The sequence below is a fragment of the Dyadobacter sp. SRI_021 genome (assembly GCF_057586235.1).
This window is the reverse complement of the sequence record NZ_JBYCZM010000004.1, coordinates 314,778-330,841: the sequence shown is the minus strand read 5'-3', so window position 1 is coordinate 330,841 and position 16,064 is coordinate 314,778. Positions and strand designations below refer to the sequence as shown.

Annotated in this window: 15 protein-coding genes; 14 read left to right on the top strand and 1 reads right to left on the bottom strand. The window is 50.2% G+C overall.

What is annotated here, in order from left to right; translation table 11 throughout:
- Positions 1–181: 181 nt before the first annotated feature.
- The 10 genes from AC2YIT_RS14400 (at position 182) to AC2YIT_RS14355 (ending at position 13,817) form a co-directional block, all read left to right on the top strand.
- The gene (locus tag AC2YIT_RS14400; RefSeq protein ID WP_487279617.1) at positions 182–3,400 is read left to right on the top strand and encodes a SusC/RagA family TonB-linked outer membrane protein; all 3,219 of its coding nucleotides are present in this window, start codon (positions 182–184) and stop codon (positions 3,398–3,400) included.
- Between the two features lie 38 nt (positions 3,401–3,438).
- Positions 3,439–5,064, top strand: a complete 1,626-nt coding sequence (locus AC2YIT_RS14395) for a RagB/SusD family nutrient uptake outer membrane protein (RefSeq protein WP_487279616.1) — start codon at positions 3,439–3,441, stop codon at positions 5,062–5,064.
- 18 nt (positions 5,065–5,082) lie between these two features.
- Complete coding sequence (locus AC2YIT_RS14390) at positions 5,083–6,252, top strand: glycan-binding surface protein (protein WP_430845699.1); 1,170 nt, start codon at positions 5,083–5,085, stop codon at positions 6,250–6,252.
- A 200-nt stretch (positions 6,253–6,452) separates the two neighbouring features.
- Positions 6,453–8,915, top strand: a complete 2,463-nt coding sequence (locus AC2YIT_RS14385) for a glycoside hydrolase family 31 protein (protein ID WP_487279615.1) — start codon at positions 6,453–6,455, stop codon at positions 8,913–8,915.
- A gap of 83 nt (positions 8,916–8,998) precedes the next feature.
- Positions 8,999–9,808 carry an SDR family oxidoreductase gene (locus tag AC2YIT_RS14380; RefSeq protein WP_430845701.1) on the top strand — a complete coding sequence of 270 codons (810 nt, stop codon included), beginning with the start codon at positions 8,999–9,001 and terminating at the stop codon, positions 9,806–9,808.
- Positions 9,809–9,834: 26 nt separating this feature from the next.
- Positions 9,835–10,740, top strand: a complete 906-nt coding sequence (locus AC2YIT_RS14375; protein ID WP_487279614.1) for a helix-turn-helix domain-containing protein — start codon at positions 9,835–9,837, stop codon at positions 10,738–10,740.
- 129 nt (positions 10,741–10,869) lie between these two features.
- Positions 10,870–11,217 carry a DUF488 domain-containing protein gene (locus tag AC2YIT_RS14370; RefSeq protein WP_487279613.1) on the top strand — a complete coding sequence of 116 codons (348 nt, stop codon included), beginning with the start codon at positions 10,870–10,872 and terminating at the stop codon, positions 11,215–11,217.
- Positions 11,218–11,354: 137 nt separating this feature from the next.
- Positions 11,355–11,546: a hypothetical protein gene (locus AC2YIT_RS14365; RefSeq protein ID WP_106595025.1), complete on the top strand. Its 192-nt coding sequence runs from the start codon at positions 11,355–11,357 to the stop codon at positions 11,544–11,546.
- Between the two features lie 381 nt (positions 11,547–11,927).
- Entirely contained in the window at positions 11,928–12,344 is a 417-nt protein-coding gene (locus tag AC2YIT_RS14360; protein ID WP_487279612.1) for a hypothetical protein, read from the top strand.
- Positions 12,345–12,989: 645 nt separating this feature from the next.
- Positions 12,990–13,817 (top strand): SGNH/GDSL hydrolase family protein, encoded by an 828-nt coding sequence (locus tag AC2YIT_RS14355; protein WP_430845705.1) that lies wholly within the window; start codon positions 12,990–12,992, stop codon positions 13,815–13,817.
- Between the two features lie 10 nt (positions 13,818–13,827).
- On the opposite strand, the gene AC2YIT_RS14350 is transcribed toward AC2YIT_RS14355, so the two are convergent.
- Positions 13,828–14,385, bottom strand: coding sequence for a DUF4468 domain-containing protein (locus AC2YIT_RS14350; protein WP_430845706.1), 558 nt, complete (start codon positions 14,383–14,385; stop codon positions 13,828–13,830).
- A 136-nt stretch (positions 14,386–14,521) separates the two neighbouring features.
- On the opposite strand from AC2YIT_RS14350, the gene AC2YIT_RS14345 reads away from it, so the two are divergent.
- From AC2YIT_RS14345 to AC2YIT_RS14330, 4 genes are read left to right on the top strand one after another with little or no spacing between them, the layout of a single operon-like run.
- Complete coding sequence (locus AC2YIT_RS14345; protein WP_430845707.1) at positions 14,522–14,875, top strand: DUF6152 family protein; 354 nt, start codon at positions 14,522–14,524, stop codon at positions 14,873–14,875.
- A gap of 2 nt (positions 14,876–14,877) precedes the next feature.
- Positions 14,878–15,363, top strand: a complete 486-nt coding sequence (locus AC2YIT_RS14340; RefSeq protein WP_430845708.1) for a DUF6644 family protein — start codon at positions 14,878–14,880, stop codon at positions 15,361–15,363.
- Between the two features lie 48 nt (positions 15,364–15,411).
- Positions 15,412–15,627, top strand: coding sequence for a hypothetical protein (locus AC2YIT_RS14335; RefSeq protein ID WP_430845709.1), 216 nt, complete (start codon positions 15,412–15,414; stop codon positions 15,625–15,627).
- Positions 15,628–16,023 carry a type II toxin-antitoxin system VapC family toxin gene (locus tag AC2YIT_RS14330; RefSeq protein ID WP_487279611.1) on the top strand — a complete coding sequence of 132 codons (396 nt, stop codon included), beginning with the start codon at positions 15,628–15,630 and terminating at the stop codon, positions 16,021–16,023.
- Positions 16,024–16,064: the final 41 nt, after the last annotated feature.

The window sequence follows — 16,064 nt, the reverse complement described above, 5'->3', positions numbered from 1 at the left end:
TTTCGCGCTGGTTTACAAATGATGCCCTATTTGTAAACATTTGGATCCCTTGCTGCATGGTTTTAAGAGACACATTTGTCCAACTATTCATTCGATTTGTCCCATTGTCCGGTGCGCAACCCCGGGATATCGGAAATGTCTAAATCGGATGAAGCAATAGTCACTTTTAAAACAAAACAACATGCAACAAAATTTGTACGAAACAAGGCTGGCAAAGCGGCGTTTGCGCTTTCTGGCCGGGTTGCTGCGACCTCTCCTTCTATCACTCGGGATCATGGGTACGGCCGTCGGCGCATTGGCGCAGTCGGAGGCTAAAAGAGTCATTACCGGGACAGTCGTTGCCCTGGAACAAGGTGATGCGATCCCCGGCGTGAGCGTCGTGGTGAAGGGCACGTCCAACGGTACGACCACGAATACCAATGGGGTGTTTTCGATTGAAGCGGCATCGGGCGGCACGCTCGTATTCTCCTTCATCGGGTATGAGACGCAGGAGGTGGCCATCGGAAACAAAACCAAAATCGACGTTAAACTGAAAGAAAGCATTTCCGCCCTGGACGAAGTCGTGGTAGTAGGATATGGGGAAATGAAAAAGACAGACGTTTCCAGCTCACAGGTGACCGTTTCGGGTAAGGATTTGAGCAAAACGATCAATACTTCGCTCGAACAGGGCTTGCAGGGCCGTGCGGCGAACGTACTGGTGCAGCAAAACTCCGGCCAGCCGGGTGCGGCGCCGTCGGTATTGATCCGCGGTCTGAGCTCGCTCACAGGTACCACGCAGCCACTATATGTGATTGATGGTGTGCAGATCAAGCCTGATAACATGAAGGACGACCCCAACAATCGTCCTACCGGATTTTCGAACATCCTTTCGAGCATTAACCCCGACGATATCGAGACGATCAACGTGTTGCAGGGTCCTTCGGCTACCGCAATTTACGGTGCTGTAGGTGCCAACGGGGTGGTCATGATCACCACCAAGCGCGGCAAGGCGGGAGAGGCGAAGATCACGTTCAATTCACTGGTGACCGTTCAGGCGGAACCTAAGCATATCGATGTGATGAATCTGCGGGAATATGCGCAGTTCAGAAACGAAGCTGCGGCGGTAGGCAGCACGGCGAGCGAGCCGCAGTTTGCCGATCCGTCGGTGCTGGGCAATGGTACCGACTGGCAAAGCGCGCTTTTCCGCCCGACAACCCTTCAAAAATACTCGCTGGGCCTTAGCGGTGGTACCGAAAAATCGACCTACTATTTGTCCGGAGAATATTTCAACCAGAAAGGGATTGTAGAAGGTTCGGGTTTCAAACGCTACAATAGCCGTTTGAACCTTGAAAACCAGACGCGCAGCTGGCTGAAAATCGGTGCGAATATGAGTGTGGGTATCACCGAAGAGAAAGTGAACACCAACAACGGGGGCATTATCCAGCTGGCCCTGGACCAGAACCCGAGCGTGCCGGTTACCAATCCCGATGGCAGCTGGGGCGGGCCAACTTCCACGCAGTTCCAGTTTACCAACCCGGTCATGATCTCGAAGATCTACAACGATTACAACCGCCGGACGTCGATTTTGGGAAGCCTTTTTGCGGATGTGAAACTGGCCAAAAACCTTACCTGGCACACCGAAGCGAACGGCAGCGCCGAATTTTTGAAATACTATTCATTCCACCCGTCGTATACCATCGGTGGTTATGTGGTCTCGCAGGATGCAGCCACATCGACCCGCTCGGTGAATACCAATACCTGGTGGAGTTTGCATAGCCGATTAACCTATGATTTAAAACTCGGCCGCCACGGCATTAATCTGATGGCAGGTCACGAGGCGCAGGAGAACGCGTACGAGTCGCTTACCGGTACGCGTAAGAAGTTTATTTCCAATACCATTGAAGAGCTTTCGGGCGGTGACGCATCCGTGATCTCCAACGTGAGCAATGGCAGCGGCAAGGGCGGCGGCTCGCGTGAGTCGTATTTTGCCCGGGTGAATTGCAGCTTCAACGAACGCTATTTCTTGCAGGGAACTTACCGGAGGGACGGTTCTTCTTCCTTCCGCGAAGGCCGCCGCTGGGGAAATTTCCCGGCCGTATCGGTGGCATGGCGTGTGTCGGAGGAGCCTTTTCTGAAAAATGTGAAGGAAATCAACGATTTGAAACTGCGTTTCGAGGTAGGACGCTCGGGTAACCAGGGCAGCGGAGGCAATGCGATCTATTCGACCTTGCAAACTGTGCCTACCGGATGGGGAACCGGCTTCCTGGCCTCCAATTTCGCCAACCAGTTCCTGACCTGGGAAAAGGACGACGTGATCAACGGCGGGCTCGATTTGCACATGTTCGGCAACCGCGTGGAGCTGATCGTGGATGCGTACATCAAGAACATTACCAGCCTTATTACGGTTAACTCTTATCCTTTCACCTACGGCGGTGACATCGCTTACTCGCCGGGTTACCTGAGCTGGCCTGCGGTGAATGCAGGTTCGATGAAAAACCGCGGTATCGGCTTTACGCTGAATACTGTCAATATCGATAAAGGTGGTTTTTACTGGAAAATGGGGGTTAACCTTTCGTTCGACCGTAACAAGGTGACTTCACTGCTGAACCCGATCACACCAAGCTGGAATGCCACTTCAGTAGGTTTCAAAACGGAGGTAGGACAGCCTGCCAGCATGATCACCGGCTACATCGCCGACGGCCTTTTCCAGGACGCCAACGATATTAAAAATCACGCGATCCAGACTTCGAACGGCCAGTTGACGATCAACCCGGCGACGGGCAGCTGGGCAGGGGACACCAAGTTCCGCGACCTGAACGGCGATGGTGTGATCGATGCCGAAGACCGCACGGTGATTGGTAACCCGTGGCCGAAATTTACCCTCGGTTTCAACAACAATGTGACCTATAAGAATTTCGAGCTGAATGCATTTTTGACCGGAAGCTTCAAAAACGACATTCTCAACTACCCGCGCTACCGGGCCGAAATACCCGGCAACGGCGGCGTGTTCGGCAACCAGTGGAAATCGGTGGCTAACTACGCCAAACCAAGCAGCTACAATGCAGCCGATGCAGAAACGGTGACACTCACCAACCCGGGCTATACGATCCCGCGCATCGCGCCAGGTGACCCCAACGCCAACAACCGCATGAATACCAACTTCATCGAAGACGGCACCTATGTACGCCTGAAAAACATTACGATCAGCTACAACTTCCCGAAATCAATGCTGAAAGACTTCTTCATCCGAGGCTTGCGGGCATCGGTAGGGGCGCAGAACCTTTTCACGATCACCAAGTACAAGGGTTATGACCCGGAAATCGGGATGGTGAACTACGGCGGTACTGTGATGGCCGGCATCGATACGGGCCGTTACCCGTCGGTACGCATGTATTCATTCGGTTTGCTGGCTGATTTCTAAGCCGTCAGCTCCAACATTTATTTAAAAAAGATATTCATATGCAATTCAAATACAGATTCATAGCGGCAATCGGAGCGATGATGCTCTTGCAGGGATGCGGCGAGGAATTCCTCAACCATCCGCCGCTGGACGCGATGACCTCGGGTAACTTTTACAAAACCGATGATGAGATCCTGGCAGGAACAGGGCCGCTCTACAATATCGTCTGGTTCGATTTCAACGACAAGGCCAGTATGGCATTCCAGGAAGCCCGCGCCGGTAACCTGAATTCCAACGACCGCACGGCTTATATCAAGCACGCCATTCCGTCGACTGACTTGAATACGCTTTTGCCGGGCTACAAGTCGTTTTACAAAATCATCGCGCAGGCCAACAACGCCTATAAGGCGATCAAAGAAGCCCAGGGCAGCACCGCATCAGCGGCCGTGAAAGCGCAAGGCCTGGGCGAATGCCGTTTCATGCGCGCTACGGCCTATTATTACCTGGTGAGCTCTTGGGGAGCGGTTCCCATTGTGTACGACAATGTGGCGCAGCTCAACACGCCGCCCGTTCGCAACCGGATCGAGGATGTGTGGAAACTTATTATCAATGATTACCGCTTTGCTGCCGAAAACCTGCCGGTAACGACCGTGCAGGGCCGGCTCACCAAATATTCGGCTGAGGGAATGCTCGCACGCATGTACCTCATGCGCTCTGGCCTGAACCAGAACGGTACCCGCAAACAGTCGGACCTGGATAGCGCCAAATACTATGCCGAAAGCGTGATCACGAAAAGCGGTCTCGCGCTCGCACCTACGTATGCGGAGCTGTTCGAGAGCGCCAACCACAATGCGTCGAAGAACAATCCCGAGAGCCTTTTCTCCCTGCAATGGATGCCTGTGAGCAGCCCTTGGGGTGTGAACAACTCATTCCAGGCGTATTTTGCCTATGACGCAAGCATTACCGACCAAGGCGACGGCTGGGGAGCAGCACAGGGGCTATCGGCCGACCTGGTGAAGTATTTTACTGAAAACCCGGCGGATTCGTTGCGCAGAAAGGCGATCGCGATGTTCGATACCGATGTTTATCCTAATATTAAAAAGGCGACCGGCGGGCTGAAATACAACCGTCCCGGCGCATTGTCGGCTATTAAAAAGTACATTATCGGTTCGCCGGCGGACAATGGCGGACTTGGGGGCTTCATGGCTGCAAATATCAATTCCTACATGCTGCGCCTTGCGGAAGTATACCTGATCTACGCCGACGCCGTACTCGGCAACAGCGCCACCACTTCCGATCCGAAAGCATTGGAATACTTCAATGCCGTGCGTAAACGTGCCGGTATGCCCGCTAAAACCTCGGTGACTTTCGAGGATATTTTCCGGGAAAGAAGGATCGAAACGGTGTTCGAGGGGAATTCGTGGAACGAGATTGTACGCTGGTACTATTTCAATCCTGCCAAAGCCATAGCCTATACGGCCGCACAGCATAAGGAAAGCTACACGATGACCTACATAGCGGGCTCTATCAATCCCAAAAAATACAATGTGACTTACTCGCCGGCCGAGTATTATCCGCTGACCGACGCCACGCTGTACCTGCCATTCCCTGAAAGCGAGATCGTGAATGCGCCTTCGCTGAAGAACGAGCCGGTTGCTTTTGATTTCAGCAAATTAGTTGACTAATCCAAATCCGTGATCACAATGAATTTCAAAAATATATGCAAAACAGGGCTGGGACTGCTGCTGTCGGTAGGAATGCTGCTATCGTTCCAGAGCTGTAATGACGATGATATCGACGGCGCGCCGGCTATCAGCAATGTGCGGCTGCTTGACCCTACGAAAGCCGACAGCTCGCTGACCGCCGCTGAGCCGGGTAGCCTGATCGTGATCCAGGGGCAGAACCTGGGCAGCGTGCTGAAAGTATATTTCAATGATTTTGAAGCGAGCTTCAACTCGGCACTGGGCAGCAACTCAAATATCATTATTACCATTCCTGCTAATGCGCCTACCAAAGCCGTGGACGCCGGGGTGCCCAACAAAATTAAAGTCGTGACCAAAGGGGGCGAAGCTACCTACGATTTTGTGCTGACCGCGCCGGTACCGGTCATTTCGGGCTTGTATTCCGAGTTTGTGAAGGCCAATGGGACGGTGGTGATCAACGGGGATTACTTCTATAATATCAAATCGGTGAAACTGGGCAGTACCAGCTTGCAGGTGGTGAGCTCGACTGTGAAGCAGATCACGGCCAAAATGCCCGCTACGGCGGCAGTGGACATCATTACTGTCGAAGGGGAGTTTGGTACTGCTAAAACGAGTTTCAAAATGAACGACGCCGTTACCGGAAATATGGTGAATTTTGATGTGCCTGCTACTACCTGGAATGCGGAAGTATGCTGGGGCGGTGCGCCGATCATTGCCGCAACTGATGCGCAGGCCATTTCGGGCAAGTTTTCCAGGATCAAGCAAACCAAATTGCCCGCTGCCGGCTACAACGACGGCTGGGTATTTTCGACTTGTACTTTCGATTTCAAGCTAGCGGCGGGTGACGCTGCAAGCAGACAATTCAAGTTTGAACATAATATTGCGGAGCCCTGGAAGGCAGGTAAATACGACATTACCATTACCGCCGGCGGCAGCGAGTATGTGTACGCATTCCAGCCCTGGAACTCTACTGAATATGCTTCGGCAGGTTACCAGACCAACGGATGGAAAACGGCGGTCATCGAACTTTCCGAATTCAAGAATGCTTCGGGTTCTACGATTGCCGACGTCTCCAAAATCACTGACCTGAAAGTGCTGTTCAACACGCCTGACGTGGCTATTGCCTCCTTTAACGGCAGCGTAGACAATTTCAGGATCGTGAAAAAATAGGTACTGCGCTGAAAAACGCATTATCCGCCATCGGTTGGGTGCTCGCAATGCTATTGCCGGGTTGCCCGCCGGTGGCCGGACAAATCTTTCCAATGCCGCCACTTTTTCCCTGATCAGGCTCCTGGCGGCCCTGCCGGGCAGTCGGCTGCCAGGAAATTTATCACCCGCTGATGCCGGGTATCATCTTTGAAAAGCACTCCATGTACCACTTAAAGAATCCAGTTCGCAGGTCCCCTTACCGCTTACAATACATTGCTAACAGCTCAACGCCTCAGGCTTATAGCTTAAAGCACATAGCCTACGGCTTACAGCTTATAGCTTACAGCCTTCTGCTATCGCTGCTCACCAGTTTCTATACCAATGCCCAGCATAGCAAACTGGTCAACGAGCCGGTCGATATCAGCGGCGATTTCCGGGATTTTTCCAATACCATTTTCTTCGCTGACAGCCTCGCGGCATTTGACCCTACCACGGGTGCGGGGAAGATCAAATGGAAAAGGAATGAACCGTTTTCGGCCCACAACTTCAATAACTCGATGCTGAGCTACAAGCGCTCATTCAGCAACGAGTTCCCGTCTATTGAATACGCCCAGGATCCTGTTCTGCCATTTTTTATCGAATTCACCTCCCCGCGTACAGTACGGATACGTGCCAACACGGGCGCGCAGGGGCCTGCGTCGGGCCCATCGCTCATGCTCACAGGCGAGCCCGCGAAGGACGCTTCATGGAAGTACAGTAAGGTTAGCGGCGGGCATCAGTACACGGGTGCCTATGGGTCGGTGACGATTTATGAAAACCCCTGGAAGATCCTTATCCGCGATACCCATGGCAAGATTTTGACCCAAACCCGCAGCCAGGCCGATGGCAAGGCTTCCTACACACCTACGTTGCCTTTTTCGTTTGTCCGCAGGGCGTCCGACTATTCGCGCAGTGTGGCAGCGGTGTTTTCCATTTCGCCTGACGAGAAGATATTCGGCTGCGGTGAGTCATTCACCCGTCTGGACAAAAACGGGCAGAAACTGGTGCTCTGGACGCACGATCCGAACGGCGTCGAAACACAGACCATGTACAAACCCATCCCATTTTATATGAGCTCACGCGGTTACGGTATGTTCATGCACACCACATCGCCCATCACCTGCGATTTCGGGGCTACTTACGGGGAGTCGAATGCGATGCAGATCGGGGACGAAAACCTCGATTTGTTTGTATTCCTTGGGCAGCCCAAAGACATTCTGGATGCCTACACCGACCTTACCGGCAAAGCTTCGATGCCGCCTTTGTGGTCGTTCGGGCTGTGGATGAGCCGCATTACGTATTTCTCCGAGCAGGATGGCCGGAATGTAGCCGCCAAACTTCGCCAAAACCGCATTCCATCCGACGTGATCCATTTCGATACCGGCTGGTTTGAAATCGACTGGCGTTGCGATTACCGGTTCGCACCGAGCCGATTCAAGGATCCGGAAGGGATGATCGCTGACCTGAAAAAACAGGGGTTTCGTACCTCGCTATGGCAGCTACCTTATTTTGTGCCTAAGAACGACCTTTACCCCGAGATCGTAGCGAACGGTTTAGCCGTAAAAAATGCCAACGGAACGTTGCCTTATGAGGACGCAGTACTTGATTTTTCGAACCCGAATACAGTTCAATGGTATGAGGGTAAAATAGCCGGGTTACTCAAACTCGGTGTTTCGGCCATTAAGGTCGATTTTGGAGAGGCAGCGCCGCTATCAGGCATTTACGCATCGGGACGAACCGGTTTTTATGAGCATAATCTCTATCCGCTGAGATATAACAAGATCGTTTCCGAATTGACCCGTAAAATGACCGGTGACAATATCATATGGGCACGCAGCACGTGGGCAGGTAGCCAGCGCTACCCGATCCATTGGGGAGGCGACGCTGAAACGACCAACAAAGGCATGGAAGCGCAACTGCGCGGTGGTTTGTCACTCGGACTCTCCGGTTTTACGTTCTGGAGCCACGATATCGGCGGATTTACCATGAAAACGCCGGAAGATCTTTATCGTCGCTGGTTGCCGATGGGACTGCTCGCATCGCACAGCCGTACGCACGGGCAAGCGCCCAAGGAGCCGTGGGAATATGGCGAGGATTTTCAAAACTATTTCAGAAAAGCCGTAGAGATGAAGTACAAGCTCATGCCCTACATTTATACCCAATCGAAACTCGCGTCGGAGAAAGGCTTGCCGATGGTGCGGGCATTGCTCGTCGAGTTCCCGGATGACGCCGGAGCGTGGCTGGTGGATAATGCGTACATGCTGGGCTCGGACCTACTCGTTGCACCGCTTTTTGAAAACGGCAAAACGCGCAGCGTATATCTGCCGCAAGGGAATTGGACCGACTACCAGACCGGTAAGACTTACGCAAGCGGCTGGCACGAAATCGTAGCCGGGGATTTGGATGTGGTGATTATGGTGCGAGAGGGAGCTGTGCTTCCGCATGTCGGGGTGGCACAGTCGACGGGGGATATTGACTGGTCTCGCATTACGTTGGTGCCTTACGGGGGAGGCACTACGGCCAGAGTGCAGCTTTTTTTGCCCGGGCAGGAGCGGGTAAAGGAGCTTGTTCTCACCAAAAAGGGTAGCAAGTATATGATCAACAGCGATCCGTTCGAAGGGAAAGTTAAATGGGAAATCCGCTGAAAAGTATAAGACTTGCATAGAAATCTATAAGCCGGCCGGCCCTGTACCTGCCAACTTTGCATCCATCAATTAAACAAACCAAAATGATGACAAAGACAGTTTTGATTACAGGCGCTTCTTCGGGATTTGGAAAGGATGCCGTACGGTTATTTCATAAAAACGGATGGAATGTAATCGCTTCGATGCGTTCGCCGGAAAAAGAAACGGAACTGCGCGCGCTTGACCGTGTGGCGCTGGTGCGCCTCGACGTGACAGACGTCGAAAGTATACAAAAGGCAGTCGAAGAAGGTATTTCGCGCTTCGGCAGCATCGATGCCCTGGTGAATAATGCAGGATTTGGCTCGCTGGGCGTGCTGGAAGCGGCTCCGGCGGAGGTGGTACGGCAGCAATTCGATGTGAATGTGTTTGGTGTGATCGAGGTGATCAAAGCGGTGTTGCCGTATATGCGTAGCAACAGGAGCGGGGTGATCATCAATGTGGCCTCGATGGGCGGCCGCATCGCTTTTCCGTTCTCTACATTATATCATGCTACCAAATATGCGGTGGAGGGACTGTCTGAGTCGCTGCAATACGAACTCGAACCGCTGGGCATTCAGGTGAAAATCGTGGAGCCGGGCGGTTATAAAACCGATTTTGCAGGTCGGTCGCTGGCAACTTTTGGTGCGGGCGATTTGTTGGACTATATGCCTGCCTACGACGCTTTTGCCGGACAGGTGGATAACTGGCCGATGTCCGAACGCGTATGGGAAGTGGCCGAGGCTATTTTCGAAGCGGCCAGCGACGGTTCGCAGCAGTTGCGTTACCCGGTTGGCGCCGACGCGGTGCAGCTGCTCCAGGCCCGGAAAGAAATGGACGACCTTGCGATCAAAAACCTGATTGCCAGCCATATTTAGCATTAAATACTCAGCTGTTTTCAGTTATGACCACCCCGTATCTTGATATCGAAACCATCAGCGGCTTGCACGATTACGTTGGCGCTCCCAGGCCCAGGCACCCGTTGATCAGCCTGATCGATAACACCCGGTTTTACGCGCAATGCCCGCGCGCGCTGACGGCCTTCCGGTTTGGATTCTATACCATCTCCTGCAAGCGCATCCATGGTGTTCTGAAGTATGGGAAAGGGCATTACGATTTCAGCGAGGGCTCTCTGATGTTCACCGCGCCCTGGCAGGTCATAACGGGCAGCATTGAGGAAACGGGCGTCGAGGAGGGTTGGGCGCTTTTTATCCACCCCGATTTGCTCAATGCCACCGAACTTGGAAAAAAGATACACCAATACTCGTTTTTTAACTACGATGTTAATGAAGCATTGCACATTTCCGAGGACGAAAAGCAGCTGATCCGCGACTGCGTGGACAAGATCGAGCGGGAATATTCCCAGAATATCGACAAGCACACGCTGCGGCTCATTACCGGCAATATTGAGCTGCTTCTCAATTACTGCGACCGGTTCTACGACCGCCAGTTTTACACCCGTGCAAAGGTGAGCAACGACCTCGTGCAGCATTTTGAACGACTGTTGAACGACTATTTTGCCAGGGACACCTTGATCGAGACGGGCCTGCCCAGTGTTAAGTACTTTGCCTCCGAATTGAACCTTTCGCCCAACTATCTGTCCGATCTGCTCAACCGCTTTACGGGCAAAACTACCCAGGAGCATATTCATTTGCGGATGATCGACAAAGCAAAATCGCTTTTGTGGGGGACCGAACAGTCGATCAGCGAAATAGCCTATGACCTCGGTTTTGAGCATCCTTCCCATTTTACCAAAATCTTTAAAACCAAAACGGGCAAATCGCCCAGCGCATTCAGGAACCTGAACTGACCAATGGCTTGAAATGCTGCAAATCCGGCGGAAAATGAAGTCCGGATAAAAAATAGAGCTTCGACAATGGCCGGGAACCGGCAGACATGGCTAACTTTAGAGGGTTGTGATACCTTTAATCGAAAGCCGATGACAATCAAAACAAAACGCATTCACGAACCCGCTGCGGACACCGATGGCTACCGTATACTGGTAGATCGCCTGTGGCCGCGCGGCCTCACAAAGGAAGCGGCCGGTATTGACCGCTGGATGAAGGAAGTAGCGCCGTCCAACGAGCTGCGAACGTGGTTTCACGCGCATATGGACGAATGGGACGAGTTCAGTGCCCGTTACAGGGCAGAACTGAAAGATTCCGATGCGCTAACTGCATTGCGCGAGACCGTTGCAGATCATAAAGTAGTTACCCTGCTTTTTGCCGCGAAAACAGAAGACCGCAATCAGGCGCTGGTCTTGAAAGAACTGTTGGAAAAAGCCTGATTCATTCAACTCAACGTCCCGATATTACCCTATACCACGCTGCGTTCAGATGAAAATTTTATAGGAATTATTTGGTAAAAAATAGGTATAATCAAAGTAAATTGATTATATTTAAGTAAATCAAAAATCCTCAGACCATGATGCCATTCATTAAAGTTACCGGCGAATTCGACGAAAGCCTGAACGTAAGTGTGGAGAAGATCCTGTACTATATGGGATATAGCCATGGATCCACGATCTGGCTGGCTACCAGTATTTCCCTTCGTGTGAAGGAATGCGAAGAGGATATTAAAAGGCTCATCGAAGAAGCATATATGCAGGAGGCATAAGCCGGAAAGCTGCGTCACTGTATGCAGCATCAACCTGTACCAAACAGTGATCGATCGCTGGCGGGAAAGCATAGCCCGTCGGCGATTTTTTTTGCGCCAATCGCAGCGACAGATCAATTGGGAAGGGTATTTAATAGGATTATTTCAATAAGTTAAAATGCCAATATGAAGAATTTTGCGCAAATAGAGAGGGAATTTTTAAATTTGTAAACTATTGATAGACAATAATAGTTAGTATCGGTAATATAAAATATTATTCTGATGATGTAATGTGACTGATTGATATTGTTTAGTACTTTACCATTATTTAGGGTCGTATTAATAAATGACTAAGAGCCTCCTGAAATATTGCCTTGAAGGCATCCAGTAAAATTCAATACCATGAAACAAGCAAAAAAGAGTAAAAGCAAAAATGCGCCGGTAGGTTTCCGGGCATTCCTGGGTCAGTTTTTCACAGACCGCGCACCACTAAAAGAAGAAGGTTATTCGGAAAACCGGTACTCGGTCATATATACTTTAAATGAGCAGTACCAGCACATTGGCTGCCCGACACAAGAAGAAGCACAGTTGGTGCAAAGCCTGATGCTGACGGATGAAAACCGTGTTCCTGTGGGGATTTACGACTCACGCACCGATTCGTTTGAATGGGAGATCGTAGGGGAGTACCTCGCAGCCCGGGGTTCAGATAAGCATCAACGTGAACGCGAAGAGGCTATCCTGACCATTGCGCGTGCATTGCGCCGCCGTGACGCGAGCTGGCATCCGGAATATCTGCAGCGTCCAAGCTTTTTTGCCTGAGCGCGGAAGTATTTTTGTTATCGTATCAAAAGCAACTAGGCCGTCTCCTGAGGAGTACGGCCTAGTTGCTTTTTAATGTCGTAGTCTATTACCAGGTAAGGATAACAGAAACATTAGGAAGAATAGAATCAAGCCACAAAAGAAGCTGAGTAAGAGAAAGTCCAATTCCTACCATGATATTGATGAGGTTAGTGTTTTTGTTGCCTACTCGTTTCTAGTGGTTTTCGGCTGTCCCACACCTTGCAAGATGTTGTAATATTAATGCTACACATTATTAAAAGCAAATTCGATAACTCGATGTTTTACTAGGGCCAGATTTGAATCTTGTGATTTGCATGTGTCGGTTGGTGACGCAATTATAAATAGAGTTCTACAAGAATAGTATTTTTTAATTGAGTGATTTATAGCTAATTAAATTAAATGAACTTTGACGGATACTTTTTATTGGAAATAACCTGATTCGAAATTGGTGTCGCATTTGTGTAGAATAAATTTAGTTATCCTGAATTAAATTTGACCGCCTTTCGGGAATTATGCCACAATGACTGAGAAATAGAGCAGGGCTTTTTTGAGGGATGGTCGGCAAATTTGCAACGTCTGAATGCTTGACTTAACTTTCAGGAAAATTCCAATCGCTTGAAACTGATGAAAAGATTTCTGCTTCTGCTTGCGCTTACAATCATCTTTGCGGCTTCCAAACCGCGCAAAATCACCTGGGTGGCTATTGGCGATTCGATTACTTATCTGAATGACCACCAGAACGAAACCGGGAATCGCGTCACAAAGGGCTACTTGACGTTGATTTCAGAGAAATTTCCACAGGTTACTTATGTCAACCAGGGTCACAACGGGTGGACATCTGTGAACATTGCGGACAAAATCGAGTCACTGGGACTTGTCGAGGCAGACGTTTACACGGTTTTTCTGGGAACGAACGATTGGTGGCAGGGGAAGCCGCTCGGCACGATCGCAGATTACGAGCAGGGGAAGGGGAGCGGAACGGTTTATGGTGCGTTCAGGGTCATTACCGATAAATTGAAGCACCTTAATAAGAAGGCAAAGATTATCCTGATCACGCCCATGCAACGGGGAGATTTCGTGTATATTAACAGCTATAAAAACAATGCGTTCGGATCGTACAAACCTAAGAATGGTCAGACTTTGGAGCAGTTTGCGAATGCGGTTGTGGAAATAGGGAAGAAGGAAAAGGTACCCGTTGTGGATCTGTATCATAACAGCGGCATCAATCTGGACAACATGGTCCGTTTCAAGCGCCTGAAAGACCCGCAAAGCGGCGCCTATAAAGATTTCAAGTACCCTGATTATATCGATGTGCCATTCAATCCGGAAACGGACGAGTATCCCTATCCTGAGCAATCCATCGATATGACCTACGACGGCCTGCACCCGTCCGATAAAGGGTATGAGGTGATTGCTGAAATGCTGATCAAGAAGTGGAAAGGGTTGAAATAATGCCCTTGGGTTATTCTGATTTTGGCTGGGTAATATGGGATTTGAGGTCAGCCAATAAGTTATACAGCGAGGTGTTGATGCCGTCATTATCCGCTTTTGCTATTTGAAGCGCTGTTTCGGCCTCTTTACGTTTTTTGCGGTTGCTTTCCGTTTTGACGATCTGCTCTTTGGCGATGATATTGTCGTTCTCTTTGGCGGTCAATCTGACCGGGCTGTGTTCGGCAGATACTCCATCCAGCGTAGTAATGCGTGCGTCGTACTGGCTGTCTTTGTATTGAACGCCGAGGTCAAACCGTATGTACTGATAATCGGAGTGGATTACTGGTATGTAGCTGGTAATGAGTATGATGCCTGCCTGAGTGTCGTCGCTGGTAATGGCATTCTCCGCATTGCCGAATCGCCTTTCCACCCAGTCCCTGATTTTTTGATGAAGTTGGGCCTTGCTGTATTGAGGCAGTCCCGAATCGGTGTAGCTGATGTTGTTTTTGGAATCGAGCGGCAACCGGCCGTCCTGTGCGAAAGTGTGGGTGGCTGCAAGGAGCATCGCGAAAAGAAGCAGGTGTTTCAAGACAAAATGTTGGATTGGTGAATGGGCAAATATAACGGAAAACATTTTCGCGGTCCGTTCAGCGACTTCCTATTTGGACCGGTTTTTTAAAATGCAATGATTTGGTTACTTTTAACTACACTAAACTCAATAGGTTATGGCTAGTTTTAAAAACGTTTCGTTTGCAATTGCGCTGCTTATTTGCGCTTCGTTCACTGTGTTGCACCACGGTTGGGCCGATTATGACCAGACCAAGCCGACAGATTTTAAAGCCAAAATCGAGGACCTTACCTACGAAAACCCGCACGTGCTCGCCAAAGTCATGTATAATAAAGAGCTTACCACCGTGTATCTCGCGCCGGTGACCCGAATGGAGTCGCGCGGGTTGAATGCGGATATGATTAAAAAGGGTACGACAATTCGGTTTGTGGCCTATCCGCATAAAACCGAAAAAAACGAAATGCGCGCTGAACGCATTTTTGTGGGTAAGGACAAGTACGAGCTTCGTTAGGCGTGCCGTCGTATCATCAATGGCTCGAATGGCTGGAAAAATCGGCGTGGGCCGTAGGCATTCGCCAATCGCTATGGCTGTATCCGGCCCTTGAAATAGTTCATATTTTGGGTATTGTACTCCTGGTAGGCGCAGCGTTCCTTTTTGATCTGCGCCTGCTGGGTTTTTCGCGTAATATGCCTGTTACTGCACTTTCAAAGCACTTGCTTCCCTGGTCGCAGCGCGGATTGGTTTTAATTATTCCCTCGGGAATTTTGTTGTTCCTGACCAATGCACAAGCGCTGGGAGTCGATCCGGTTTTCTGGACAAAAGTCGGTTTGATCGCAGTTGCCGCGCTGAATGTGTTTGTATTTCACCGGGTTATCTACAAGCCGTTCAAGCGCCATGGTGCACATGGAGAGCTTCCGTATGCGGCACGGGTTTGCGGAGGTGTTTCGATTATCGTATGGGTGGCGGTGGTGGCTTGCGGGAGGTTGCTGGCATATTGAGTAAATCCGTTCAATTTTATATATTTGGTTAGGCAAATTGACCCAGTTATGCATACGATAATCGAAGGTATTTACGAAAACGGAAAAGTGACTTTAGATCACAAACCGGACGTAGCCGTAAAACCGAAAGTGAAGGTTATTTTCGAAGAAGCTGACGCTGCTGTGGCGGCGCCGGTTAAGCGTCCATTCGGTATAGGAAAAGGAACAATTGAACTGGCGCCGGATTTTGACGAACCGTTAGATGATTTGAAAGAATATATGTAGATGAAATTTTTGCTGGACACACACACTTTACTCTGGTTCATTGAGGGGCATACCCAGATGTCGTTCAAGGCCAGGGAAATCATTGAAAACCCCAGAAACAAAGTTGTGGTGAGCTCCGCGAGTTTATTTGAGATTGCTATTAAACTAAAAATTGGCAAACTCGCGTTGCGAAAATCCTTGTCAGGCTTTCTGGAAGATGTCGAAAACGCCCAGATTGAAATTGTCCCTATTTTAAATTCTCATTTGGCCGCATATCAATTACTTCCGGACCTTCCGGATCATCGCGACCCCTTCGACCGTTTAATCCTTGCCACCAGCATTAGTGAAGGTGCCGAGCTAATCAGCAAAGACCCCAAATTCAAAAGCTACCGTGACTTCGTGTCTATCATTTGGTGACTGAAAATTGTGTCTCACCGGGAACGACACACCTTGCCGCT